The following is a 24,669-nucleotide window of genomic DNA, read 5'->3' on the forward strand; positions in this document are numbered from 1 at the left end:
CGTTCCGCTCACTACGCCCTCACGCCGCGTGGCTCCGGCCGGAGCCGGAGACCGCGTCGCGGTACCAGTACTCAAGGGTCAGCACGTGCCACAGATGTTTGGAGAAGTCCCGCTGCCCGGCGGCGTCCTCGGCGACCATGCGCGCCAGGGCCTCGCGGCGCAGGAGGCCGGAGCGGACGAGGACGCCGTCGTGCACCACCTCGCGCACCAGCGGTGCCAGGTCCCGGCTCATCCAGGCCCGCAGCGGGGCGCTGAACAGGCCCTTGGGCCGGTAGACGATCTCCCGGGGCAGGACCGAGACCGCCGCCTCCTTGAGGGCGGCCTTGCCCTGCCGTCCGACGATCTTGCGGTCGCCGGGTGTCGCGAACGCCGCCCTGACCACCTCGACGTCCACGTACGGCACCCGGACCTCGGTGGACGCGGCCATGCTCGACCGGTCGGTGTAGGCGAGGTTCAAACCCGGCAGGAACATCCGGGTGTCGCCCAGGCACATCCGGTTGACGAAGTCGTCGAGGTCGTTGTCCCGGTAGACGTCCGCGTGTTCGGTGAGGACGTCGTCGACCGTCCCCGCCAGGTCCGGATCGACCAGGGCGAGCAGTTCGTCCCGGTCGTACATCGTGTAGCTGCGGCGGAACGCGGTCTCCTCCGGGAGGTCGGCGAAGGAGAGGAACCGCTTCGCGAAGCGCACCGACCGGTAGCCCCGGCGGGATGTGGCGACGGGCAGCCGGTCCACCGCCGCCGACAGGCCGCGCCGCAGGGGCCCCGGGACGCGCTGGTAGCGCAGGGCGAGCAGGTTGGCCAGGTGCTTGCGGTACCCGGCGAACAGCTCGTCGGCGCCCATGCCGGAGAGCATCACCTTGACCCCGGCCTCCCGGGCGGCCGAGCAGATCAGGAATGTGTTGATCGCGGCGGGGTCGCCGATCGGCTCGTCCAGGTGGTACGTCATCCTCGGCAGCAGGTCGAGCACCTGGGGGGAGATCTCGATCTCCCGCAGGTCGATGCCGAACCGCCCGGCCACCCGGCGGGCGTGACGCAGGTCGTCGGGCATGGCCTCGAACATGGCGTCCTCGGCGCGGAAGCCGATGGTGTAGGCGGAGATCCCGGGCCGGTGGCGGGCCGCCAGCGCGGTCAGATAGCTGGAGTCGAGGCCGCCGGAGAGGAAGGTCGCCACCGGTACGTCGGCGAGCAGATGGCGCCGGGTCGACTCCTCGACGACGGCGGCGAGGTCCGGGCGTTCCCCGGACCGGGCCCGCTCCTGGCCCTCGGCGGCGACGTCCTTGAGGTTCCAGAACCGGCCGCGGTCGACCCGGCCGTCGGCCCGGCACCGCAGCCAGCTCCCCGGCGGCAGCTTCTCCGCTCCGCGGAGCGCGCAGCGCGAGTCCGGCACCCAGTAGTAGAGCAGCGAGGCCACGAGCGCCCCGTGGTCCACGTCCAGCTTTCCGCCGGTGGCGGCGGCGAGCGCCTTGAGTTCGGAGGCGAAGATCAGGCCCGGGCCGCGCCGGAGCAGGAACAGCGGCTTGATGCCGAGCTGGTCGCGGACGAGGACCAGGTCACCGGTGCGTTCGTCGAAGACGCCGAACGCGAACATGCCGCGCAGCCGGGGCAGGCAGGCGGTGCCCCAGCGGCGCCACGCCTCCAGCAGGACCTCGGTGTCGGAGGTGCCGCGGAAGCGCACTCCGGCGGCTGTCAGCTCGGCGCGGAGTTCGGGCGCGTTGTACAGCTCGCCGTTGTAGGTGAGGGCGAGGCCGTCGGAGACCATCGGCTGGGCGCCGGTCGCGGAGAGGTCGACGATCGCCAGCCGGCGGTGGCCGAAGTGCACCTCGCTGTCGCCGACGGGGTGGCTGTAGCGGCCCGACCCGTCCGGGCCGCGGTGGGTGAGGACTCCGGTGAGCCGGTCCGTCACCGCCTTCCCGTCCGGCCAGCGGTATGTGCCTGCGATGCCACACATGTTCTACCGTGCCTCCTGCTCGCTGTCCGGGACCCGTGCGGCCCGCATCGCCGGCCGCTCGGTGCGCGGCGGGCCCGTTCTGTTCTGCCGGGGCGGGCGCTCGGCGCGCGGCGGGCCCGCCGTCCCGTACGGTGGGGTCGGCCGTTCGTCCCGGCCGTGCGGGGCGGCGTACGGCCCGTCCCAGAGCGTGCCGTCGGTCCGGTCCCGCGGGTCGGGGTCGATCAGCACCACGCCGAGCACCGGAATGCGCTGGTCGGCGAGTTGCCGTGCCACGGTGTGCAGCCAGGCGGCGCTGCCGTGCCCGGCCCGTACGACGAGGACGGTCCGGCTGCCGAGGTACTGGAGGTCGGTCCAGGCCGTGCCGGGCGCGACCGAGCCGACGCCGAGCCGGCGGGTCTGCTGCGGCAGGGACTCGGCGTCCGCGCCGCTGACCACGGCCGGGTCTTCGGGTCCCCGGCGGCCCGCGGCGAGTTCCGCGCCGGGCAGGCCGTCGACGACGGCCACCGGGCCGTCCGCCGCGAGCGCCGCGGCGACGTCGAGGGCGAGGGCGCCCGTGCCGCGCGCACAGCCGAGTTCCAGCAGCGACACCGGTTCCGCGCAGCCGCGCACGGTGCGGACGAGGGTGGTGGTGAGCCGTTCCCGGGCGGCCCGGGTCCGTCGGCGCCGCCACCGCCGGGGCCGGGGGCGGGGCGCCCCGGGCAGTTCCGCGATGACCGAGGCGCCCAGGTTCGCCGCGATCTCCCGGCGCAGCACGGGGCGGTCCGCGACCACGGCGCCGACCGCGGCGAGCGCGAGCCCGAGCGCGAGCCCGAGGACGAGTCCGATGGCGGCGTTGGTGGCGGCGGCCCGGGGCAGGGAGTGCCGCACGGTGCGCGGGGCGTCCACGATCTGGGTACCGGCGGCGACCTGGGGCGCGCCGGTGCGGGCGTCCGCGGCGCGGCGGTCGAATTCGGCGATCCGCGAGTTGAGTTCGGCCCGGCGGGCGAAGAGCGACTCGATGTCCGCCGACGCGTTCGGGTCGCTTCGCGGTGGGCGGTTCCCGATGTCCCGGTTGACCCGGGCGAGTTCGTCCCGCATCCGGTCGCGTTCGTCGAGCAGGGCTTTGGCCTCGGCGTTCGCGGTCTGCCGCATCCGCCGTACATGGTCGGCGATGAACACGTCGGCCAGGGCCCGGGCGCGGGCCACCGCGTCCGGGCCGGTGTCGCCCGTCGCCTCGATCAGCAGCAGGTTGTTGGTCAGGCCGGTGCCCCGGTACTCCCGCAGGAACTCCGCCGGGTCCTCGGGGGAGGCGAGGGCCTTCAGGGCCCGGCCCGCGATCCGGGTGGTCTGGAGCAGGGCGATATCGGTGCGGATCAGGGTTCCGGTGTCGTTCGGCTGGTCCTCCTTGTGGATGACCAGCACCGTGGTCACGGCGGTCGGCGGCGGTCGCAGCAGGACCGCCGCCGCGGGTCCGGCCAGCAGCCCCAGGAGCGCCAGCGCGTACCAGAGGCGGCGGCGTCTGCGGACCGCCACCACCAGCGCCTGGAGGTCCAGCAGCGGGGCGGCCGTCGACGGCTTCCCGGTCGTGCTCGTCGTCACTCCGGCTCCCCTGTCGTGCGGCCGGGCGCCGCGGGTGCCGTCGCGGCGGTGTCCGAAGGGCGGTCGGCGGCCCGCGCCGGACGGGCCCGGACCGCGCCGGCGACGACGGTGCCGACGATGTCGTGTCCGCTGTCCGCGCACGCCTCGGCGATACCGCCGAGTTCCGCGGCGGTCCAGTGGCCCGCGCTGAGCACGACCACGGCGCCGGACTCGGTGCCGCGGTCCGGGACCATCGGCCGGTCCACCGCGACCTCCACGACCCGCAGCAGGGGGTATCCGCCGCTCGCCGGGGCCGGGTCGCCGGGCAGCCCGCCCCCGGCCTCCGCGAGGAGTTGCCCGGCGGCCCGGCGGGCGGTCTCGTCGCGGTCCGGTACGACGACCAGCAGCCGCCGGGGGCCGGGGGCCTGGTCCCGGAGGCGGGCGCACACCCGCCGGTAGCGGACGCGCCGTCCGGCCTCGTCGCCGGAGGTCCGCGGGGTCGGCAGGTCCCACCGGGTGTCGACGCCGAGCAGTCGGCGGGTCCAGGCGCGCGGGCCGCCGCCCGCCGTCCCGTGCGCGCCCCGTCCACCGGGGACGTCGACGGTGCCCAGCAGGGCCGAGCCCAGCGCCGCCGCGATCTCCGGTTCGGTGCGCAGCCTGCGGTTGACCCGTGCGGCGGCGAGGTGGCCGATGACCGCGGACAGGAGGAACAGCAGGGCCCCGGCGGCGATGAGCTGGGGCCGCGTCGGCGGCACCGCGCCGGTGGGCCGGTCCGCCGGTGCCATGACGACCATGCCGGTCCTGCCGTTCGCCGGGTCGGCCTCGTCCAGCTTCTTCATGGCCGTCTCCAGCGCGGTGAGCAGCTTGGCGAGGGTGGTGCGGGCCTGCACGCTCTCCACGGTCCGGCCCGGGTCGGCCGCCTCGGCCAGTTCGGTGATGCGGCGGTCGGTCTCCAGGACCTTGCGCCGCAGCGCCTCGGCTCCCGTGGCCGCTTCGGGGTCGGTGCCCTCGCCCGTGAGCCGCGCGGCGAAGGCGACGAACTCCCGGGCCGTGCGGTCGGCGAGCCGCTGTGCGCGCTCCGGGGTGTCGGCCGTGCCGGAGATCTTGATGATGTTCCCGTCGGTGGGTCTGGCGCTCACCCGCTCCCGCAGTTCGCTGCCGCTGACGCCCTTCCAGCCGAGCGCGGCGGCCGTGCGGTCGACGACCGCCGACATGGTCGCGATCTCCACCTGGGTCAGCAGCTCGCGTTCCTCCCACTGCCCCGACAGCAGGACCGGCGCCGAGGCCGTGTAGCGCGGCGGGAACAGGACGGAGGTGCCGTAGCCGACGAGCGCGCCCACCACGGTGAGGAGGGTGAGGAGCCGTCGGCGCCGACGGAGAATCCGCCCGATCGTGGCCAGGCGTATCGTGTCATCGCTCAACGGTGCGGTCGCTTCCCTGTCCGGACCGGGTCGCCGGCCGCCCCGGGGTGCGGTCACGGCAGGCGGCGGCGTAGGCCGCGAGCAGGGACGCCTGGGAGTTGCGCCAGGAGAGCCTGCCGCTGATCCGTTCCCTGCCGATCCCGCCCATGCGGGCCCGCCGGTCCGGGTCGTCCAGGAGCTGCGCGATGAGCGCGGCGAACTCGGACTCGTCGTCGGCGGACGCGTAGACGGCGGCGTCCCCGGCGGAGACGCGCGCCTCCCGGAGGTCGAACGAGACGATCGGCCGGCCCATCGCCATGTACTCCAGGACCTTGTTCATGGTCGACACGTCGTTGAGCGGGTTGCGCGGGTCGGGCGAGAGGCAGACGTCCGCGGTGGACAGGTAGCGCACCAGGTCGGCGTCCGGGACCCGCCCGGTGAACTGCACCCGGTCGTCGAGTCCGAGCCGCCGGGACAGCCCGGTCATCGCGTCGAAGGCGTCGCCGGAGCCGATGAACACCGCGTGCCAGTCGGTCCGGCCCAGTTCGTCGCGGAGTGCGGCCAGGGCCCGCAGGGCGTAGTCGACACCGTCCTGGGGGCCCATGACCCCGAGGTAGCACAGCAGATGGGGCTTGCCGCGCTTCAGCTCCGGCTCGGGCGGCACCGGCTGGAACCGCTCGATCTGGGGGGCGCTGCGCACCACGAAGACGTCCTCGGGCCGCTGTCCGCCCCGGTGGATCGCGACGTCCCGGTAGCTCTCGTTCGTGGCGATCACGATGTCGGCGGCCCGGTAGGTGAGCCGTTCCAGCGCGCACACGGCGCGGTAGAGCAGGTCCTCGCCGCGGCCGAAGCGGGAGAGGTACAGCTCGGGCACGAGGTCGTGCTGGTCGAAGACGAATCGCGCGCCGCGCCGCTTCAGCCACAGCGCGGGCAGGAACAGCAGATCGGGCGGGTTGCAGGCGTGGACCACGTCGACCGGGCCGACCCTGCGGGCCAGCCGGGCCGTGTGCCACAGCGCCGACCCGTACTCCCGCAGATAGCCTGCGGGGCCCCCGGTGGCCGCGCGCAGCGGGTAGCGGTGGATGCGGACCCCGTCGATCTCCGCCTCCGGCTCGGTGTCCCGTGTGCTGCCCCGGGGGCAGATGACGTGCACCGTCCAGCCCGCGTCGCGCAGGGTCGTGCACTCCTGCCACACCCGCCGGTCGAAGGGCACCGACAGGTTCTCCACCAGGATCAGGGCGCGCCGGTCCGGCCGGCCGTCGCTCGTCGTGTCACCAGGCAAGGCCCAGGTACCCCGGTTCGGCCCGGCGCCTGTCGGCGTCGGGGAGGCGGACGAGGTCGACGATCACCGGTCCTTCGCCGTGGGGCAGTGCCGCGAGCACCTCCGGGTCCCTGGTTCCGACCAGGCACACATCGGCGTGTTCGAGCACCTCGCCGACGGAGTCCGCGAGGAGGTGCGCGAGGTGCGGCAGCCGGGTCTCGATGTACTCGCGGTTCGCGCCGAGCAGCCGGGACAGGCTCACGTTGGCGTCGTAGATCCGCAGGTCGTACCCCTTGCCGAGGAGGCGTTCGGCCAGTTCGACGAGCGGGCTCTCCCGGAGGTCGTCGGTGCCGGGTTTGAAGGAGAGACCGAACAGGCCCGCGCGGCGCCTGCCGGTGCGTTCGACGAGTTCCACCGCGCGCTGGAGATGGGCGGTGTTGGACGGCAGCACATGGGCGAGGATGGGCACCGAGACATCGGCCCGGTGTGCCGCGTGGACCAGGCTGCGCAGGTCCTTGGGCAGGCAGGACCCGCCGAAGGCGAAGCCGGGCCGCAGATAGGCGGGGCTGATGTTCAGCTTGCGGTCGGCCAGGAACACATCCATCACCTGGTGCGAGTCCACCCCGAGGGCCTGGCAGACCGCGCCCAGCTCGTTCGCGAAGCCGATCTTGAGGCCGTGGAAGGCGTTGTCCGCGTATTTGATCGCCTCGGCCGTCGGGACCGGCACCCGGAACACCTCGCCGGGCAGGTCCCGGTAGAGCGCCGCCACCGTGTCGCCGCTGGCCGGGTCGATCTCGCCGATGACGGTCTTGGGCGGGTCGAAGAAGTCCCGCACGCTCGTGCCCTCGCGCAGGAACTCCGGGTTGACCGCGACCCCGAAGTCCACTCCGGCCGTGCCGCCGACGCTCTTCTCCAGGATCGGCACCAGCAGGTTCAGACAGGTGCCCGGGAGCATGGTGCTGCGGAAGACGACGGTCTGCCGCCCGCCCCGCTCGGCCAGCGCGGCGCCGATCTCCTCGGTGACCCGCTCCAGATAGGCCGTGCACAGGCTGCCGTTGGGTTCCGACGGTGTGCCCACGCACACCAGTGACACCTCGCTGCCCCTGATCGCCTCGCCGACGTCGCCGGTGGCGCGCAACGCCCCGGTCCGTACGGCCTCGGCGACGAGTTCGCCGATCCGTTCCTCGACCACCGGGGCCCTGCCGCTGTTGACCAGGTCGACCTTCACCTGGTTGACGTCCACCCCGATGACCTCGTGTCCCATGTCGGCCAGGCACGCGGCTGATACACAGCCCACGTAGCCGAGCCCGAACACACTGACTCTCATGCCCTGTCTCTCCCCCCGGGCAGGCCCCTGCGGCCTGCGCTCCGCGTGCGGGCCGCCGTGCGGCCCTGTCTCCCGCGCATCAGTAGGCCCCCTGCCCGTAGACCACCGCGCGCAGGGTCTTCCACAAGATCACCGCGTCGAGGGCGAGCGACCAGTCCTCGACATATCTCAGGTCCAGCCGGACCGCTTCCTCCCAGGGCAGGTCGCTGCGTCCGCTGATCTGCCACAGGCCGGTGAGCCCGGGTTTGACCAGCAGCCGCCGCCGGATGTCCGGGCCGTACGCGGCGGACTCCTCGGGGAGCGGGGGCCGCGGGCCGACGAGCGACATCGATCCGGTGAGCACGTTGAGGAGCTGCGGGAGCTCGTCGATCGAGTACCGGCGCAGTACCGCTCCCACCCGGGTCACCCGCGGGTCCCGGCGGAGTTTGAACAGCAGCCCGGCGCCCTCGTTGCGGTCGGCCAGCCCGGCGCGGGCCCCGTCGGCTCCGGCGACCATGGTGCGGAACTTGAGGATGGTGAACTCGCGGCCGTCCTTGCCGACCCTGCGCTGGCGGTAGAACGCGCCGCCCCGGCTGTCCGTCAGGACGAGCACTCCGACGAGCAGCATCAGCGGCGCGAACAGCAGCAGCAGGACCGCCGCGCCCAGCCGGTCGACGACGGCCTTGACCGCCCGGCGGCCCCCGGTGAAGGCGGGCATGCTGACCCGCAGCAGCGGGATGCCGAGCACCGCGTCGACATGCAGCCGCGGCCCGGCCACCTCCATCAGGACGGGGGCCACCACCATCTCGGCGTCGCTGCCTTCGAGGTTCCACGCCAGGCGTTGCAGCCGGTCGGGCGACCAGTGCGGGTCCGGTGTGACCGCGACGACGCGATAGCCGTCGCGGCGGACGTGGCTGGCGACGTCCGCCAGCCTGCCGATGACCGGCACGCCGTCCAGTTGGTCGCCGTCCGGGCCGAGGCCGTCCGTCGTGCACACCGCGTCCACCCGCCAGCCGAGGTGCGGGAACTTGCGGGCCCTGGCGATCAGGTCCTGCACGGTGGCCGGGCTCCCGGCGGCGAGCACCGGTCGCAGACACCGTCCTTCCTTGCGCTGTTTGTGCAGCCGGAGGCGGAGCAGATAGCGCTCGGTCATGGTGACGAGGGCGATCGCGGGAATCGCGACGAAGATCCAGAGTTTGATGTTCCGCGAGGTGAGGGCGATCCCGCCGAGCGCCAGAACGACGGCCGCCGTGAACACCGCGCGGCTGAGCCTGCGGAATTCCTCGGCCCCCTGACCGAGGACGGCAGGAGTCCATGAGCGGTTCACCGCGAGCGCTCCCAGCACCAGCAGTTCGGTGCCGAAGGCGAGAATTCCCCATTTCTCGTGCCAGTTGGCCGCGTCACGGGCCCCGAAGAAATTGCCGATCGCCGCCACCACGAAGGCGGTGGCCACGGTATCGCTGATGATCACGGTACGGCGGTACCGCTCTTCCCAATCGATCGCGGGCTGGTTGAACGCCCCGTTCGCCAGACGCCCGCGCGCTGACGGAAACGGGTTGACTAATCCCCCCTGTTGCACAGATCCCCCCAGTACGCCGGCGGTTCGACGTGTCTACCCGACACCGTTCCCTCCCCTCGGGAGGCCCCCGCCTCCCGCGCCGCGCCGTCCCCCGTCCGGGCCCCCGCGCCCTTGCGCGGGGCGCCCCGGCCGGTTCGGTGCCGCGTGAACAGCCCACCCCGGGCGGCAGCGGACCCCTCTGTCCACCGGCCTCGTGAGGTGCGCGGAAACCCGTGGAGACCCCGGGCGCTCCCCGCGCCCAAGGCCCTGACGGGCTCCAGGAATCGATCACCCCCACGTCTGGCACCGGGACGCGATCGACGGCTGTCCACGGTGTCAGACCCATAGATCATCAATGTTCGCTTCCCGCCCGAACAGCTGAAGCACGGTCAATCTAGACCATCGCGGCCGCTATGAAGAGGGGATGTGTGCAATTTGTGTTCAAGCTTTGAAAATGGATCTTCCAATTGATGATCGCTCAAGCCGCTTCACGAGCGGGGACATGCCTGATGACCTGTGGTGGAGGGAATTCTCGGGGCTGTCGACACCCGGTGGGGACAGCGTCCGCTACGGCATCGGAATCATGGTGACGGTGTGTGGGACATGCCGCCTCGGGGGCCTCCGGCCGGGCCGTGGCCCGCGGACGAAAAGGGGATACCGGGGCGCCGAAGATCGATGACGGGGTGCTCCCCGGACTGCTGTTGCTTCTGTGACGGGTGCGAAAAGAGAGAGCGCCGCGGAATTGATCACGGAATTGATCACGCGACTGCTCACGGAATTGATCACGGAGCTGAGCACAGAACCGATCAGGGAGCTGCGTACGGAATTGCTCCGCGGACACCGTCCCGGCCCGACGGTCCTGCCGGACCGGTCCGGCCCGGCGCCCGCACGGGGAGTGCGGCAGAGCGCCGGGGGGTCCGGCACCCGTCGCGGCACGGGCGGGCCCGTCGCCCCGACCGTGCCGCGGGCGGTCGCCGTGAACCATCCGGAAGATCACGGCCGTGCGGTCCGGTGAGACAGGTGTACGAAGGGGCCCGCGCGGAGCGGCCGGGAGGGGGCACGGTGCACGGAACCACGGCCGTGGCGCCCTGCCGGTCCCCGCGTTCCCGGTCCGCGCGGACGGACGGCGGCAGCCGCGCCGTGCGGCGCCGGCCCCGTGTCCCCGCGGGCACCGGGCCCCGGTGGTGCCCCCGTACCCGGCGCCGGGTGAGAGCACGCGGCGCGTCGGCCGAAGACGAACAGAAGACGAGGTCCCCCGATGTCGACCCCGCCGGCTCCCGGTGTGTCCGCTTCCACCATGCCCTTCCCGGCGCCCCGGGGCGGTTGCCCCTTCGCGCCACCGCCCCTGTACGAGGCGGCGCGTGAGGAGGAGCCCCTCACCCGGGTGACCCTCTTCGACGGGAGCGAGGCGTGGCTGGCCACCCGGCACTCCGCCGTCCGGCTGGTCCTGTCCGACCCCCGGTTCAGCGCGGACATCCACACCCCGGGCTTCCCGCTGACCAGCCCCCGCCAGCGGTTCATGGCGCAGGGCGAGCCCTCGTTCGTGCGGATGGACGCCCCGGAGCACACCCGGCAGCGGAGAATGCTGACGAGCTGGTTCACGGCCCGCCGGGTCCGGGCCATGCGCCCGGCGGTGCAGGCCCTCGTCGACGAGCGCATCGACCGGATCGAACCGCGCGGACAGGCGGATCTGTTCAGCGAGTTCGCCCTGCCGGTGCCGTCGCTGGTGATCTGCGACATCCTCGGCGTCCCCTACGAGGACCACGAGTTCTTCGAGGGGACCAGCCGGGCGATGGCGCAGTGGAACACCACACCGGAGGAGAGCTCGCGGTGCTGGAACGCCCTGCACACGTATCTGAGCGAGCTGGCGGCGGCCAAGCGGGAATGCCCCGACGAACGTCTCGTCAGCCATCTCGCGGCCCGGGACGATCTGACACTCGCCCAGGTGGCCTCGATGTGCCGGCTGCTGCTCGTCGCCGGTCACGACACCACGGCGTCGGCGATCGGCCTGTCGGTGGCGGCGCTGCTGGCGAACCCGGAGTGGGCCGCCGCCCTCCGGGACTCCCCCGGGCACTCCCCCGAGGCCGTCGACGAGCTGCTGCGGCTGGTGTCCCCGCTGGGGCACCACGGCATCGGCCGGGCGGCCCTGGCGGATGTCGAGGTCGACGGCCGGACCGTCCGCGCCGGGGAGGGGGTCCTCGTGATCCCGCCCACCGCCAACCGCGACGGCCGGGCCTTCGACCGCGTGGACGCGTTCCTCGTCGCCGGTGAACGGGATCAGAGCACCCACCATCTCTCCTTCGGCCACGGCCCGCATCTGTGCCTCGGGGCGCCGCTGGCCCGGCTCGAAATGGAGATCGCCCTGGAAACCCTCTTCCGCAGGCTGCCGGGCCTGCGGCTCGCACGGCCGCTGGAGGAGCTTCCGTTCCGGGGCCCGGGGGCCATACACGGTCTCGACGCGCTGCCGGTGCGCTGGTGACACGGGCCGGAGCGCGGGTGTCCGGACCGGGCACCGGCGGCGGCCCCCGGAGGTCCGGCGGGACGCCGCTGCTCCGGTGGCGGCTCCGGCCGCCCGCCGGGCCCCGGCCGAAGGAGCCGTACGCCGACGGGGAGCCCCCGCTGCCGTATCCGGCGGGCTGGTTCCTGCTCGTCCCGTCGCACGATGTCCGACCCGGTGCCGTGGTGACGCGGCGCCTGATGGACGAGGACGTCGTGGTCTACCGCACCCGTGGCGGGCGGGCGCGGGTGATCCGGCCGCACTGCCCCCATCTGGGGGCGCACCTCGGCTGCGGGGGCCGGGTGGACGGGGAGAGCATCGTCTGCCCCTTCCACCACTTCGCCTTCGGCGGGGACGGCGCCGTCACCCGCACCGGCCCCGGCTACGCCCCGGGGGCCGTCCGGGACCGGCTCGCCGTGCTGCCCTGCCACGAGGTCAACGGCGGGATCTTCACCTGGGCGGGCGGCGCCCCCGGGCAGCCGCCCGGCTGGCGGTTACCGGAGCTGCTGGACCCCTCGGGCCCGCCGCTGCGGTTCGCCCGCACCGAGGTGCTGAGCCATCCGCAGGAACTCTGTGAGAACGTGGCGGACCTGGGGCATCTGCGTGCCCTGCACGGTTTCTCGGACGCCGTGCCGAAGGGCGGTCCGGTCATCGACGGGCACCGCTTCCGCGCCACGGTGGAACTCACCCGGACCTTCCCGCCGTTCGGACGGCTCCGGGCGGATCTGACCTTCCACCTCTACGGTCTGTCCCTGCTGCACGCCACGCTCCGGGACGCGCGCAGCGGGCTGGTGTTCGATGTGCTCGCCGCCAGTCGGCCCGTCGCGCCCTGGCGGGTGGAGCTGCTGATCGGTACCCGCGTGGCCGTCGACGGCGGTCACCGGGTGTGGTCCCGGCTTCCCCCGCCGCTGCTCCGGCCCCTGACGGGGGCGGCGGGCTGGGTGAATCTGCTCACGGTGGTCAGGGACATGAGCCGGGACCTGCCGGTCTGGGACGCGAAGCGGTATGTCAGCCCGCCCCGGCTGGTCCGGGGCGACGGCCCGGTGGGGGTGTTCCGCGCCTGGGCCCGGCAGTTCTACCCGGACCCTCCGGCGGACGGCGGCACTCCGGCCGGGTGACGGGCGTGCCCGGCGCCGGTGTCCTCCGGCGGCACCGGGGGCGGGCACGGCGGGACAGGGGTCGGGCCACGGGTTGTTCCCGGCCCGGCGGCCGGGCCGTTCCAGGATGTCCGCCTCCGGGGTGCGGGCCACGGGATCGGCGGAGACAGCGTGGCTGAGGGGTCCGGCGGCGTCCGTGGCGTTGCTGGGGGCCCGCAGGGCGGTCTGCACGGCCTGCGCGGGCGCCGCCCCGGGGCTCGGCACAGCGAGGTCCCGCCGCCCCGGGCGGGACGGTGTGCGGATCGGTCGGCGTTCCCGTCGTACCGGCCGGGACAGCGCCGGTGGACGGCCCCGCGCCCTGGTCGGCGGTGCCGCGGCAGCCGGGGTCGCACCGCGGACCGGCCCGTGCGCCGGGCGGTCCGCCGTCCCTTCGCCCGGCGGTCCCGGTCATGGCGCCGGTGCGGTCGGCGTGCCGCCGGGACCGGTCGTGGAGACCCCGGTACGGATTCGCCCGGCTGCCGGGGAACGGGACAGGTCGCCCGCAGGCCCGCCGCGCGCGGCTGTCCGCCCGAGGCCGGACCCGGTGTCCGGGGCGTCCGCTCCCCTCGGGTGCCGAGCGCCGGGGAGGCGGCCGGGCCGCTCCGCACCGGGCGCGCCACCGTCCCCGCCGAACGGCTCCGGGTCGCCCCGGGGCCGCCGCCGGGCCGGGGCCCGTACCTCCCGGGAGACCCCGTGGCAGCCGCCCGCACCGTACGCGGTGAGCCGTCCGGGCCCGGACGGGACCGTGGCGGACACCACGGCCGGGGCGGCCCACGGTCCGTCAGGCGCCGGACGCCCGGGCCAGGGCCACCGTCCGGGCCAGCTCCGCCAGTGTTCCGGCCTCGAAGATCGCCCGCATCGGCACGGTCACGTCGAACGCCCTGCGGATCTGCCGCGCGAGCAGGGTGGCCAGGACCGAGTGACCGCCGATGTCGAAGAAGTTGTCCCCGGGGCGCACGCCGTCCGCGCCGACGATCCGGGCGACGAGGGCGCACAGCTCGGCCTCGACCGCCGTCCCGGGGCCCGTCGGCTCCCCGGGGGGAACGGGGCGGGCGGGGCCCCCGGGGCGGACGGTGGGCAGGGCGGCCCGGTCGATCTTGCCGTTCGGCGTGGTGGGGAAGTGGTCGAGAACGGTCACCCGGGACGGGACCATGTGGCCGGGGAGCGTACGGGCCGCATGGCGGCGCAGCTCCGCGGCGGCGGCCCCGGAATCGACCGCCGTCCCGCCCGGGGGGCGCGCCCCCTCGCGGAGGGTCACATACGCCACGACCCGGGCCGTCGCGAGGTCGCCCTCGACCAGCGCGCACGCGAGACCGACCGAGGGATGGGCGGTCAGCCGGGCCTCGACCTCGTCCAGTTCGACACGGAAGCCGCGCACCTTCACCTGGTGGTCGGCGCGGCCGGTGAAGAACAGCTCCCCGTCGGCGCGCCGCCGCCCCCGGTCGCCGGAGCGGTACATCCGGCTGCCCGGCGGCCCGGCGGGGTCGGCCACGAAGCGGGTCGCGGTCTCCGCCGCCCGGTTCAGATAGCCGCGGGCCAGGCCGGGTCCGCTGAGATACAGCTCGCCCTCGGCGCCGGGGTCCACCGGCCGGAGCCGGGAGTCGAGCACCTGGACCGAGCTGCCCGGCAGCGGGCGGCCGACGCCGATCTCCTCGTCCCCGGTGACCTGCCCCACGGAGATGCCGACGGTCACCTCGGTGGGGCCGTACCCGTTGAACAGGCGCCGCCCGGCGGACCAGGCGCGGGCGAGGGCCGGGGAGAGGGCGTCCCCGGTGGAGACCACGGCCCCGCCGGTCAGGACCCCGTCCGGCTCGGTGACGCTCAGCGCCACCGGGGGGAGGGTCGCGTGGGTGACGCGGTGCCGGGCCAGGGTGTCCCGGAGCGGCTGCCCGGGGAGCAGGTCGGCGGCGGGTGCAAGCACCAGGGTGGCGCCGGAGAACAGGGCCAGGGAGAGATCCCAGAAGGAGGCGTCGAATCCGGTCGCGGCCCATTGGAGCACCCGGTCGCCCGGCCCGGGGGCGAGGTGCCGGTGCTGGCCCTCGACCAGCGCGGACACCCCGGCGTGGGAGACGGCGACGCCTTTGGGACGGCCGGTGGAGCCGGAGGTGTAGACGAGGTACATGAGGTGGGCGGGCAGCAGGGGGGCGCGGCGTTCGGCGTCGGTGAGGTCGTCGCCGGAGCGGGCCGCGCACTCCGCGCGGAACACCGGATCATCGATGACCACATCGAGCACATCGACCGCATGGGCCGCGTCGGCGCCATCGGCGCCGCCGTCGACTCCGGCGGCCGGTGCGGGGAGCGCGAGCTCCGCCGTGCGCAGATGCAGCAGCGGCCGGGCGTCGGCCACCATGGCCGAGAGCCGTTCCGCCGGGTAGTCGGGGTCGAGCGCGAGATAGGCGCCGCCCGCCTTGAGGACGGCCAGCAGGACGGTGGGCAGCTCGATCGACCGGGGGACCGAGACCGCGACGGTCATGTCCGGTCCGACCCCCCGGTCGACCAGGCACCGGGCGAGCCGGTTCGCCGCCGTGTTCAGCTCCGCGTAACTGACGGCGGCGGTCCGGAAGACGACGGCGGTCTCGTCCCCGGCCCAGCCCGCGACCGCCTCGAAGAGCTGGGGCACCGTGGGCACGGTCCGCTCGGTCTCCTCCATCGCCCTGCCTTCCTTCGTCGGGTGTCACGGGGGGGGGTGCGGGCGGCGCGGGACCGTCCGCGGGGTACCGGGCCGGGGGTCCGCTACGGGGCCGCCGCGTCGTCCACGGTCCGCACGATCCACTCCATGAGCGGGACGTGGGCCGCCTCGGCCGCCTGCGTCCAGCGGCCCCTGCGCTCGGAGTCGAGGTTCAGGGTCACCTGGACCCGGGCCGCCGCCCCGCCGTCCACGGCGTGGTGGCCGCGCAGCTCCCGCCGCAGCCGCCGGGCGGACCACCGCTCGCGCTCGGCGCGCTCCAGCCACCGGTCCTGCTCGTCGGCGGGGAGGGCGGCGGTCTCGGCGTGGTGCTGGAGGCTGAGCGCGTCCCGGCGCCGGGCCACGGGGAACTTGCGGGCGACCCAGGCGTAGTTGCGCAGGGTCTGATAGCTGAGCGAGGTCCTCTTGATGACGACCTGATAGCGGTCGGGGTACTCCTCCTCGCCGAAGACGAGCCAGTCGGCGAGCCACCACACGGAGGACTCGGAGACCCTTTTGATCTGGCTTCCGAGCCGGCACCAGGAGTCGAACGGAAGGCCCGCGGGTATCCGCAGTTCGACCTGTCCGGCGTAGACGCCGTCGGTGATGCCGAGGCGGTTCTGCAGGGAGCGGGCCCCGCCCCGTTCGACCCCGTTCGGGCCGCCCGGCGGACCGTGGGGAGCGGCGCCGGTCCTGCGTGCCGACCGATACTGACCGTAACGTTCCATGAAGGCGTGGTCATCTCCTTGCGTCGCGGATGTCCCGATTTCCTGAAGGCTCTTGACGTTCCACTGGGAACGGTGCCGAGGGCCGGGAATTGGCGTACGCAAGCACCTGCGCGCCTGACGGGGTGACACCGTCGACTGCACAGCCCTGCCGTGATGCGTACTACAGTCGCGTTTTTCCTGTCAATCGGCCTGCCCGCGCCACGCGGTTGACCAGGGGTGACGCATCCGGCCCCGTGCGGGCCCGGCCTTCAGGGCCGGTCGGGCCGCGGTGCGGAACGCCGCGGCCGGAAGGTGACCGGCAGACTGCTGTAGCCGTGGAGGAAGGTGGAGTAGATCCGCCGCCCCTCCCCGGCCTGCTCGATCGTCCCGGCGTGGGCGGTCAGCGCCGTCAGCAGGGCCCGCAGTTCGGCGCGGCCGAGGGCGGCGCCGACGCAGAAGTGGGGCCCGTGGCCGAGCGCGAGATGCGGATTGGGGCGGCGGGCGAGGTCGAGGGTGCGGGGCCGGTCGAAGACCGTCTCGTCGTTGTTGGCGGAGGTGTTCCAGAGGGTGACGATGTCCCCGGCGCGCACCCGCTGCCCGCCGAGGGTGAGATCGCACCGGGCGGTGCGGGCGAAGTGCATGCCCGGGGTGGCCCAGCGCAGGATCTCCTCGACGGCGGTGTCCACACCGATCCGGCCCTCGCGCAGGGCGCGCCACTGGCCGGGGTGGCGGGCGAGGACGAGCACGGCGGTGATCGCCGACATCCGGGAGGACTCGTCGCCGCCCAGCAGCAGGCTGTAGCAGTTGAGCGCGATCTCCTCCGGGGTGAGCGGGCGGCCGTCCGCCTCGGCCGACGCGAGCATGCTGATGACGTCGTCGCCGGGGCGGGCCCGCCGTTCCAGGGCGAGTTCGACGAGGTACAGGACGATCTCGTTCCGGGCCTCCAGCGCGTCCAGGCGGTCGCCGTCCGGCCGTTCCGAGGCCAGGGCCGTCTTGCTCCACGCCAGCAGCTCCGCGCGGTCCCGGCCGGGGATGGACAGCAGATCGCAGATGGTGTTCAGGGGGATGTGCGCGGCGACATCGGCGGCGAAGTCGACGGTGCCCCGGCCCACGGTCTCCTCGACGAGCCGGGCCGTGCGCTCCTCGACGCGGCGGACCACCTCGCCGAGGACCCTCGGGGAGAAGGCGCGGAGCATCAGGCTCCGCAGCGCGCGGTGACGGGGCCGGTCGGTGACGGCGAGCATCTTCCCGCCCGCCGAGTCGTCGCCGTGCAGCAGCACGTCGAGGACGGTGCCCCGGGCGGAGCCGAGCCGCTGCCCGTCGTCGTAGCAGGCCCGGACGTCGGCGTACCGGGACACCACCCAGAATCCGGGCCGCCCGGCGGCGGGCGGATGCCAGAAGACGGGGCTCCGCACGCGTATCTCCTGCCAGTAGGCGTACGGGTCGTTCCGGACGAAGGCGGCCGGGTCGGTGAGGTCGAGCGACGGCGCCACAGGGTCTCCTTTCCGGCGGTTCACCCCGGGTCCGCGGGGGCCGGTCTGTACATCCGGGCTTCCGGGGGGAAGGCTCGGCCCGCTGAATGTAGGTGACCCCGGCGGGCGGGAACAGGCCGCGTGCTGCTGGGGTGCGTGGCGCGGCGGGGCGGGGGCCGCCGACGGGTGTCCCGGCGCCGGGACAGTCCGCCGGGCGGGGCTGCCGACGGCCGCACCGGACCTGTCCCCCGCGCTTCACCGCGGGTTCTGCCCCGAACGGACGACGCACTGGAGGTGCGGCTTGTGCGAACCATCACCGTGATTCCCGGCGACGGCATCGGTCCCGAGGTGATCGGGCCCGCGCTGGACGTCCTGGTCGCCCTGGGACTCGATCTGCGATTCGATGTCATCGAGGAGGTGAACGCGCACCGGTATCTGCGCGACGGGACCGCGCTGTCGGACGCGGACTTCGCCCGGGTGCGCTCCAGCGCGGCGACCCTGCTCGGCGCGGTCGGCGACCCACGGCTCCGCGACACGGGCTATGCCCGGGGTGTGCTGTGGCGGCTGCGCTCCGGGCTCGACCTGTACGCCAACTACCGGCCCGCGCGGCTCTGGCACGAGCGGCTCAGCCCGCTGCGGGACGCCGCCCGGCGGCCCATCGACTGCGTGGTCGTCCGGGAGAACACGGAGGGGCTGTACAGCGGGATCGGCGGCGGCACCGCGACGGGCACCGCCGCCGAGGTCGCCCTCGACACCGACCTCAGCACCCATCGCGGGGTGTCCCGGATCATCGACTTCGCCTTCTCCGTCGCACGCCGCGGGGTGTGCCTGGTGGACAAGGCGAGCGCGATCCCGCACGGTGGGCGTCTGTGGCAGCGCTGCTGGCGGGAGGCGGTGGCCCGGCATCCGCGGTGCGCGACGTCCCATCTGTACGCGGACACGGCCGCGCTGCGGCTGGCCGAGGACCCCACCGTGTTCGACGTGATCGTGACGAACAACACCTACGGCGACATCCTGAGCAGTCTCACGGCCGCCCTCGCGGGCGGGATCGGCCTGGCCCCGTCGGCCAGTCTCAACCCCGGCACCGGGTTCGGGGTGTTCGAGCCGATGCACGGCTCCGCGCCGGACATCGCGGGGACGGGTACGGCCAATCCGCTGGGCGCGATCCTCTCGGCGGCCCTGCTGGTCGAGCATCTGGGCCACGGCGAGGAGGCCGGGGCGGTGCGCCGGGCCGTCGCGGCGGCCGTCGCCGCCGGGCGGACCACCCCCGACATCGGCGGGGCGCTGGGCACCCGGGAGGCCGGTGCCGCCGTGCTCGCCGAACTCGGCGCCCGATGAGCGGGGGACCCGGCGACGGGAACAGGAGCGGGGCGGGCGGGACGCACGGAGCGGGACGCGGGCGGACCGGTGCCGCCGGGGACCCCGATGTCGTCGTCGTGGGCGCCGGTCTGGTGGGGCCGGTGGCGGCCCTGTATCTGGCCCGCAGGGGCGAGCGGGTCCTGCTGCTCGACAAGCGGGCCGATCCGCGCGGAAGGCCCGGCGCGGGCGGGCGTTCGCTCACCGTGATGCTCTCCGCACGCGGCTGGCGGGTCCTGGACGAGCTGGGTCTCGGCGACACGGTGCGGTCGTTCGCCGTCCCCCTGCACGGGCGGTGCGCGCATCTGCGGGACGGCACCTCGCACACCACCCCGTACAGCCGGGACGGGCGGCCCATCTGGTCGGTGGAGCGGGAGCGGCTGCACCGGCTGCTGCTGGACGCGGCCGAGGCGGCCCCGGGGGTGGCGGTGCGCTTCCGGCGGCGGGTGCGGTCGGTGGACCTGGACGAGCCCGCGCTCCTCGTCGAGGAGGAGACGGGGCCCCGGAAGGTGGTCTGCCGTCATGTCCTGGGGTGCGACGGGGCGCACTCCGTCGCCCGTGCGGCGCTCGTCGCCCGGGGTGCCCGGCAGCGGGTCCGTCCGCTGCGGCTCGCGTATCAGGAGATCGCCCTGGACGGGGGGTGGCTGGACCGCCGCACCATGCACTACTGGCCGACGGGGGACGCGCTGTTCGGAGCGTTCCCCGTGCCGTCGGGCCGGTTCTCCGGCTGTCTGTTCCAGCGTCTGGACGGGCCCGCGCCGTCCTACGCCGCGGTGGACGCGGGCCGCGATCCGCTGGAGCTGTTCACCGCGGACTTCCCCGAGCCCGCGGCGGCCATCGCGGACCTGGGCGCGCAGCTCGCCGCGGCGCCCCGGGCCACCGTCCCGCTGGTGCGGTGCGACCGCTGGGTGTGGCGCGACACCTTCGCCCTGCTCGGGGACGCCTGTCATGCGATGGCCCCGTTCATGGGACACGGCATGAACTGCGCCTTCGAGGACGCCCGGACGCTCGCCTCCTGTCTGGACGCGGAGGGCGGCTGGGGACCGGCCCTCGCCGCCTACGAAGAGCGGCGGCGGGCCGACGCCGACGCGATATCCGAGCTGTCCTACCGGCACTACGACACCATGACCCGCCCCCCTCGGGAGGGGGCCGACGAGGCGGCGGCGCTGCTGCGGGAACGTCTCGTCGGCCTCTTCCCCGACCGGTTCGTGCCGCTGTACGAGCGGTGTGCCTTCTCCGAGGAGGGGTACGCCTCGGTCCGGCAGGCCGACCGGCACTTCAACGACCTCGTCGAGGCCCTGCTCCGCAGGTACGGAGCGGGGCTGGCGACGGTCTCCGACAGCCGGTTGCGCGCGTACACGCCCCCGGCCCGCCCCGCGTTCCCCGTGGAGGGTTACGGATGCTTCTGATCGTTTTCACCTCGCGGCTGTCCGCGCGGGCCGGGGCGGACCACGACGCCGCCGAGGAACGCATGCGGGAGCGGGTCGCCGCCATCGGCGGTACGGACCCCGTCGAGGTCAAGCACTACACGGCGGAGGACGGTGAGCGGCTCGCGGTCGTCCTGTGGCGTGATCCCGGGACGCTGGAGGCGTGGCGCACCGACCCCGAGCACCGGTTGGCCCAGCGGCTGGGGCGGGAGCGGTGGTACGACTCGTACACGTTGTATGTGGCCGAGGTGATCCGGACCAGCGGGACGGGCGACGGCGGGGCGGCCTCCGGGACGGAGCGGGCGCCGGACGGCGGTCCCCGGTAGACGCGGCCTCCGGGGGGGCGGCCCGGGAGCCTCCGGTGCCGCCCGCCGGTGCTGTCGCCGCCCGGTGCCGCCCGCCGGTGCGGGTGGCTCAGGACGCCGGGCGGTCCGCGCCCGCGCCGGACCGCCACTCGGGTGCGAGCACCGCCCAGACCTGCTGGTCGTGGCGGGCACCGGCGAAGGGCCAGACCGCGCGCCGCACCCCTTCGAGGGTCATGCCCAGCCGCCGGGCCACGGCGGCGCTCCGCTCGTTGTCGGCCCGGCAGCACCACTCGGCGCGGTACATCCCCCGCTCGGCGAAGGCCCAGTCCAGCAGGGCCCGGCAGGCCGGGGTGACCAGCCCGTGCCCCTCGGCCGCGGGCTCCAGCCAGCAGCCGATCTCGCAGCTTCCCGACGCGGCGTCGAACGTCGTGAACATCACGCCGCCGACCAGGGTGTCCGCGTGCCAGATGCCGTAGAGACGGCCGCCGTCGGCGGCCTGGCGCCCGGCGTAGCGGCTCAGGATGCCCCGGGCCCCGTCGAGGCCGTCGGTGACGAACCCCGCGCCGACCCAGGGGCGGATGTGTTCGCGCGCCCGGTCCATGTGCGCGGCGAACTCGGCCGCGTGCCACACCTCCAGCGGACGGAGGCGGGCGTCGTCCCGCAGGGGGAGGGAGAACATGGCGACCCCATTCACAAAACAAGTGTTATGTCTATGTACTCTGGCAGCATGCCACGTACCAGGGGGGATCACGAAGCCCGCCGCCGCGAGGTCTCGGAGGCGGTCTGGCGGGTGCTGGCCGCGCGCGGCTTCGACGGGCTGACCCTGCGCGCCGTCGCCGTCGAGCTGGGCGCGACCACCGGTCTGCTCACCCACTACTTCCCCGCCAAGCGGGACCTGGTCGCGCACGCCCTGGAACTGCTCGCGGAGCGGACCGCCGCCCGGCCCCGGCGCGCGGCGGCCGAGGGCCTCGCCGCCGTGCGGGCCGCGCTGCTCGACATCCTGCCGCTGACCGCCGAGGCCGCGGCGAGCAACCGGATCTGGGTCTCGTCCTGGGACACGGCGCTCGCCGACCCCGGGCTGAGCGAGGAGTACGCCCGCAGATACGCGGGCGGCCGGGCCCGGCTGCGGGAGCGGATCGCCGCGGCCCAGCGGCTCGGCGAGCTGCCGCCCGGGGCCCCGGACCGGGTCGCGGAAGGCGCGCTGGCCTTCGTGCTCGGCCTGGTGGTGCAGGCCCTCTTCGACCCCGGGGCGTTCCCGCCCGGCCACCAGACCGAGCTGGTCGACGGATATCTGGCGGGGCTGGCCCCGCCGCCGGCGGAGAGCGCTGACCCCCCGGTCTCCCCCGGCACCGGCACACGGCCGTCCGCCGGCGGCTGAGCGCCCCGCCCGGGCCCGGACCCCGGCGCCCCAGAGGTGCACTCCGTTCGCTCAAGTCCCTTGCGGCACACCCGCCACCGGTACCCGGACCACCGGATGAGTATCCGCACGGATGTCGTCGTCTTCGCCCGGCGGAAGGGTAGGCGCTCATGCGGGGCCCCGGCCCCGCACCGCGTCTCTCTCTTCCGGAGGTATGTCATGCGCCCCTTGGGAACCGCCGTCACCGCCCTCGCGCTGGCGGGTGTCACGCTCGTGGGAACGGCCGGAGCGGCCTGGGCCTCGTGCGGTCAGGTGGACCACCCGTCGGCCGCGGCCACCTGCTCCACCCCGTGGGGCAGCGGCACCCGGTCGGCCACCGAGTCGACCGCCGAACCGCTGAAGAACATCCGCACCGGGCGGCACGACTGCTTCGACCGCGCCGTCTTCGACATCACCGGCGCCGGCGGCGGCGCCACGGGCTACCACGTCGGCTATGTCGACGCCTTCCACCAGGACGGCACCCATGAACGCCTTCCCGTCAAGGGCGGTGCCATCCTCCAGGTCTATGTCAACGCCCCGAGCTACGACCCCGCCACCGGCAGGCCCGTCTACGAAGCCACCGCGGGCAAGGCCCTGCCGGGTGTGGACGTCTCCGGCTACCGGACCTTCCGGGACGCCGTGTTCGGGGCGAGCTTCGAGGGGCAGACCCAGGTGGCCCTGGGCGTGCGCGCGAAGCTGCCGTTCCGGGTGCACCACGCGGGCGACCGCCTGATAGTCGACGTGGCGCACACCTGGTAGGCCCGGCAGGGCGCGGGCCGCCCGGTGCTCCCGGGGCGGCCCGCGCGTCGTCGCACACGAAAACCCGGCGACGCCGTCGGCCGCCCCCGGGATACTGATCACCCATGGATGAGGTCAAGGTCGTCGTCGCCCATTCCGAGCGGGCGACGCTGCGCGTCGGTGATGTGTTCCTGAAGGTGGACGCCGATCGGGCGCGTGTCGGCACCGAGGTCGAGGCGATGTCCCTGGCACCGGTCCCGACCCCGGAGATCCTGTGGCACGAGCCGCCCGTGCTCGCGATCGCCGCGCTCCGGGGGACGACGCTGGGGCGCCTCGGCGGGCCGTCGACCGGGTCGCCCGCGGCGTGGGCCGCTGCGGGCGCCGCCATCCGGACGCTGCATGACGCTCCGCCGCCGCCCTGGCCGGGCCGGGCCGGGCGGAGCGCCGTCGCGCTGGCGGCGGAACTCGACGACGAGTGCGGGGCGCTCGTGACAAGCGGCGTCCTGCCCGCCGACCTGGTCGCCCGCAACCGCCGGGTCGCCGAGGCCGCGCTCCGGCCGTGGACTCCGGCGTTCACCCACGGCGATCTCCAGATCGCCCACGTCTTCGTCGACGGCGACGAGGTCACGGGCGTCATCGACTGGTCCGAGGCGGGCCGGGGCGACGCCCTGTACGACCTCGCCACCTTCACACTCGGGCACGAGGAGCACCTCGGCGACGTCATCGCGGGCTATGGCACCGGCATCGACATCGACATCGAGGTGATCCACGGGTGGTGGTCGCTGCGCAGCCTGCTGGCGGTCCGCTGGCTGGTCGAGCACGGCTTCGACCCCTTCGCGCCGGGCTGCGAGGTCGATGTGCTGAGAGCCCGGATGTGAGGCCGCGTCGGGCCCGGGGCCGCGCGCGCTCAGGCCCGGCGGACAGGCGGTCCTGCCGCCCCGCCCCGTTCCGGTCCCGCAGCCGTCGCCGTCGCCGCCACGGACGGACCGCCCCCGGGCCGGAGCCCCGGCTCCCGGGGCCGGCGGCAGGAGCCGTAGACTGCCGACTCCCCCCGGTCCCAACGGAGTTCACACGATGGCATACGAGGCACGGCGCGCGGCGGACCGCGTGGACACCGGCCGGGCGCACTCGGCGCGCGTCTACGACTTCATCCTCGGCGGCAAGGACCACTACCAGGTCGACATCGAGGCCGGTGCGGCCATGTGCGCGGAGTGGCCCGCCCTCCCCGTCCATATGCGCGCCAACCGCGCGTTCATGCACCGGGCGGCCCGGTACCTCGCCCGCGAGGAGGGTGTCCGCCAGTTCCTCGACATCGGCACCGGCCTGCCGACCTCGCCCAACCTCCATGAGATCGTCCAGGCGGAGCGGCCGGACGCGGGTGTCGTCTACGTCGACAACGACCCGATCGTGCTCGCCCATGCCGAGGCCCTGCTCACCAGCGCCCCCGAGGGGCGGACCGCCTATGCCGACGCGGACATGCGCGACCCCGGCACGATCATCGGCTCGCCCGCCTTCCGGGACATCCTCGACCTGGGCGAGCCGGTCGGCCTGATGGTGATCGGGATGCTGCACTTCGTCCTGCCGCCGGAGGACCACCCCGTGCTGAGGCGGCTGCTCGCGCCGCTGCCACCGGGCAGCTTCCTGGCCGCGACCATCGGCACCGCCGACTTCGCCCCGCAGGAGGTCGGCCGGGTCGCGCGCGAGTACGAGCGCCGGGGGATGCCCATGGCGCTGCGGACCCGGGCGCAGGCCGCGGCCTTCTTCGACGGCCTCGACCTGGTGGAACCGGGCCTGTGCCAGGTCCACCGCTGGCGTCCCGAACCCGGCCGGCCGCTGGACGACGACCGGGACATCGCGATGTACGGCGCGGTCGCCCGTATCCCCTGACCCCTGCGCCCCGAACCTGTATTCCCTGCCCCGGGACACGGACCCCGGGCAGG

19 protein-coding genes are annotated in these 24,669 nt (G+C 74.5%); 9 read left to right on the forward strand and 10 right to left on the reverse strand.

The features are described from left to right. Positions 1-19 precede the first annotated feature (19 nt). The 6 genes from asnB to CRV15_RS00390 form a co-directional block, all read right to left on the reverse strand. A complete protein-coding gene (gene asnB, locus CRV15_RS00365) occupies positions 20-1,948 on the reverse strand; it encodes an asparagine synthase (glutamine-hydrolyzing) (RefSeq protein ID WP_003957312.1) in 1,929 nt (642 codons plus the stop codon). 3 nt (positions 1,949-1,951) lie between these two features. Continuing rightward, positions 1,952-3,526: a Wzz/FepE/Etk N-terminal domain-containing protein gene (locus CRV15_RS00370; protein WP_003962810.1), complete on the reverse strand. Its 1,575-nt coding sequence runs from the start codon at positions 3,524-3,526 to the stop codon at positions 1,952-1,954. Further along, the gene (locus CRV15_RS00375) at positions 3,523-4,926 is read right to left on the reverse strand and encodes a Wzz/FepE/Etk N-terminal domain-containing protein (protein ID WP_003962809.1); all 1,404 of its coding nucleotides are present in this window, start codon (positions 4,924-4,926) and stop codon (positions 3,523-3,525) included. Before CRV15_RS00375 ends, CRV15_RS00370 begins: the two co-directional genes overlap by 4 nt. Beyond that, on the reverse strand, positions 4,916-6,187 hold the full coding sequence (locus tag CRV15_RS00380) for a glycosyltransferase family 4 protein (protein ID WP_009998196.1): 1,272 nt from the start codon (positions 6,185-6,187) through the stop codon (positions 4,916-4,918). The genes CRV15_RS00375 and CRV15_RS00380 overlap by 11 nt, the downstream gene beginning before the upstream one ends. Continuing rightward, positions 6,177-7,493, reverse strand: a complete 1,317-nt coding sequence (locus CRV15_RS00385) for a nucleotide sugar dehydrogenase (RefSeq protein WP_003957316.1) — start codon at positions 7,491-7,493, stop codon at positions 6,177-6,179. Before CRV15_RS00385 ends, CRV15_RS00380 begins: the two co-directional genes overlap by 11 nt. Before the next feature lie 79 nt (positions 7,494-7,572). After that, a complete protein-coding gene (locus tag CRV15_RS00390; RefSeq protein ID WP_003957317.1) occupies positions 7,573-9,051 on the reverse strand; it encodes a sugar transferase in 1,479 nt (492 codons plus the stop codon). 1,237 nt (positions 9,052-10,288) lie between these two features. Between CRV15_RS00390 and CRV15_RS00410 the strand changes: the two genes are divergently transcribed. Together CRV15_RS00410 and CRV15_RS00415 are read left to right on the forward strand one after the other, a co-directional pair. Next, positions 10,289-11,509, forward strand: a complete 1,221-nt coding sequence (locus CRV15_RS00410; RefSeq protein WP_003962808.1) for a cytochrome P450 — start codon at positions 10,289-10,291, stop codon at positions 11,507-11,509. A gap of 17 nt (positions 11,510-11,526) precedes the next feature. Then, positions 11,527-12,645, forward strand: a complete 1,119-nt coding sequence (locus CRV15_RS00415; protein WP_009998189.1) for a Rieske 2Fe-2S domain-containing protein — start codon at positions 11,527-11,529, stop codon at positions 12,643-12,645. A gap of 799 nt (positions 12,646-13,444) precedes the next feature. Here the strand turns inward: CRV15_RS00415 and CRV15_RS00420 are convergent. The 3 genes from CRV15_RS00420 to CRV15_RS00430 form a co-directional block, all read right to left on the reverse strand. Then, a complete protein-coding gene (locus CRV15_RS00420; protein WP_003962805.1) occupies positions 13,445-15,313 on the reverse strand; it encodes a non-ribosomal peptide synthetase in 1,869 nt (622 codons plus the stop codon). 83 nt (positions 15,314-15,396) lie between these two features. Beyond that, on the reverse strand, positions 15,397-16,056 hold the full coding sequence (locus CRV15_RS00425) for an LmbU family transcriptional regulator (protein ID WP_003962804.1): 660 nt from the start codon (positions 16,054-16,056) through the stop codon (positions 15,397-15,399). Between the two features lie 248 nt (positions 16,057-16,304). Further along, a complete protein-coding gene (locus tag CRV15_RS00430) occupies positions 16,305-17,528 on the reverse strand; it encodes a cytochrome P450 (protein ID WP_009998187.1) in 1,224 nt (407 codons plus the stop codon). A gap of 282 nt (positions 17,529-17,810) precedes the next feature. Between CRV15_RS00430 and CRV15_RS00435 the strand changes: the two genes are divergently transcribed. The 3 genes from CRV15_RS00435 to CRV15_RS00445 are packed head-to-tail and all read left to right on the forward strand — an operon-like array spanning position 17,811 to position 20,616. Beyond that, positions 17,811-18,845 (forward strand): isocitrate/isopropylmalate dehydrogenase family protein, encoded by a 1,035-nt coding sequence (locus tag CRV15_RS00435; protein ID WP_009998185.1) that lies wholly within the window; start codon positions 17,811-17,813, stop codon positions 18,843-18,845. Further along, on the forward strand, positions 18,842-20,272 hold the full coding sequence (locus CRV15_RS00440; protein ID WP_003962801.1) for an FAD-dependent oxidoreductase: 1,431 nt from the start codon (positions 18,842-18,844) through the stop codon (positions 20,270-20,272). Before CRV15_RS00435 ends, CRV15_RS00440 begins: the two co-directional genes overlap by 4 nt. After that, a complete protein-coding gene (locus CRV15_RS00445; RefSeq protein WP_003962800.1) occupies positions 20,263-20,616 on the forward strand; it encodes an antibiotic biosynthesis monooxygenase family protein in 354 nt (117 codons plus the stop codon). Before CRV15_RS00440 ends, CRV15_RS00445 begins: the two co-directional genes overlap by 10 nt. 88 nt (positions 20,617-20,704) lie before the next feature. Here CRV15_RS00445 and CRV15_RS00450 read toward each other — a convergent pair whose 3' ends face one another. Next, positions 20,705-21,274, reverse strand: coding sequence for a GNAT family N-acetyltransferase (locus tag CRV15_RS00450; RefSeq protein WP_003962799.1), 570 nt, complete (start codon positions 21,272-21,274; stop codon positions 20,705-20,707). A 48-nt stretch (positions 21,275-21,322) separates the two neighbouring features. Here CRV15_RS00450 and CRV15_RS00455 point away from each other — a divergent pair, with 48 nt between their 5' ends. The 4 genes from CRV15_RS00455 to CRV15_RS00470 all read left to right on the forward strand — a co-directional run bounded on the left by CRV15_RS00455 (position 21,323) and on the right by CRV15_RS00470 (position 24,616). Then, positions 21,323-21,973 carry a TetR/AcrR family transcriptional regulator gene (locus CRV15_RS00455; protein ID WP_003962798.1) on the forward strand — a complete coding sequence of 217 codons (651 nt, stop codon included), beginning with the start codon at positions 21,323-21,325 and terminating at the stop codon, positions 21,971-21,973. A gap of 198 nt (positions 21,974-22,171) precedes the next feature. Beyond that, positions 22,172-22,750, forward strand: coding sequence for an AMIN-like domain-containing (lipo)protein (locus CRV15_RS00460; protein ID WP_009998183.1), 579 nt, complete (start codon positions 22,172-22,174; stop codon positions 22,748-22,750). 104 nt (positions 22,751-22,854) lie between these two features. Next, positions 22,855-23,607 carry a phosphotransferase family protein gene (locus tag CRV15_RS00465; protein ID WP_003962796.1) on the forward strand — a complete coding sequence of 251 codons (753 nt, stop codon included), beginning with the start codon at positions 22,855-22,857 and terminating at the stop codon, positions 23,605-23,607. A gap of 196 nt (positions 23,608-23,803) precedes the next feature. Continuing rightward, positions 23,804-24,616 (forward strand): SAM-dependent methyltransferase, encoded by an 813-nt coding sequence (locus tag CRV15_RS00470; protein ID WP_003962795.1) that lies wholly within the window; start codon positions 23,804-23,806, stop codon positions 24,614-24,616. The last annotated feature ends 53 nt before the right edge of the window (positions 24,617-24,669 follow it).

This window comes from Streptomyces clavuligerus (assembly GCF_005519465.1).
In the GTDB taxonomy this organism is placed as follows: Bacteria; Actinomycetota; Actinomycetes; order Streptomycetales; family Streptomycetaceae; genus Streptomyces; species Streptomyces clavuligerus.

Coding starts and splice junctions, on each gene's coding strand:
- CRV15_RS00420 (WP_003962805.1), bottom strand. CDS start 15,313: ATGGAGGAGACCGAGCGGACCGTGCCCACGGTGCCCCAGCTCTTCGAG.
- CRV15_RS00465 (WP_003962796.1), top strand. CDS start 22,855: ATGGATGAGGTCAAGGTCGTCGTCGCCCATTCCGAGCGGGCGACGCTG.
- CRV15_RS00470 (WP_003962795.1), top strand. CDS start 23,804: ATGGCATACGAGGCACGGCGCGCGGCGGACCGCGTGGACACCGGCCGG.
- CRV15_RS00440 (WP_003962801.1), top strand. CDS start 18,842: ATGAGCGGGGGACCCGGCGACGGGAACAGGAGCGGGGCGGGCGGGACG.
- CRV15_RS00450 (WP_003962799.1), bottom strand. CDS start 21,274: ATGTTCTCCCTCCCCCTGCGGGACGACGCCCGCCTCCGTCCGCTGGAG.
- CRV15_RS00445 (WP_003962800.1), top strand. CDS start 20,263: ATGCTTCTGATCGTTTTCACCTCGCGGCTGTCCGCGCGGGCCGGGGCG.
- asnB (WP_003957312.1), bottom strand. CDS start 1,948: ATGTGTGGCATCGCAGGCACATACCGCTGGCCGGACGGGAAGGCGGTG.
- CRV15_RS00455 (WP_003962798.1), top strand. CDS start 21,323: ATGCCACGTACCAGGGGGGATCACGAAGCCCGCCGCCGCGAGGTCTCG.
- CRV15_RS00460 (WP_009998183.1), top strand. CDS start 22,172: ATGCGCCCCTTGGGAACCGCCGTCACCGCCCTCGCGCTGGCGGGTGTC.
- CRV15_RS00425 (WP_003962804.1), bottom strand. CDS start 16,056: ATGGAACGTTACGGTCAGTATCGGTCGGCACGCAGGACCGGCGCCGCT.
- CRV15_RS00385 (WP_003957316.1), bottom strand. CDS start 7,493: ATGAGAGTCAGTGTGTTCGGGCTCGGCTACGTGGGCTGTGTATCAGCC.
- CRV15_RS00410 (WP_003962808.1), top strand. CDS start 10,289: ATGTCGACCCCGCCGGCTCCCGGTGTGTCCGCTTCCACCATGCCCTTC.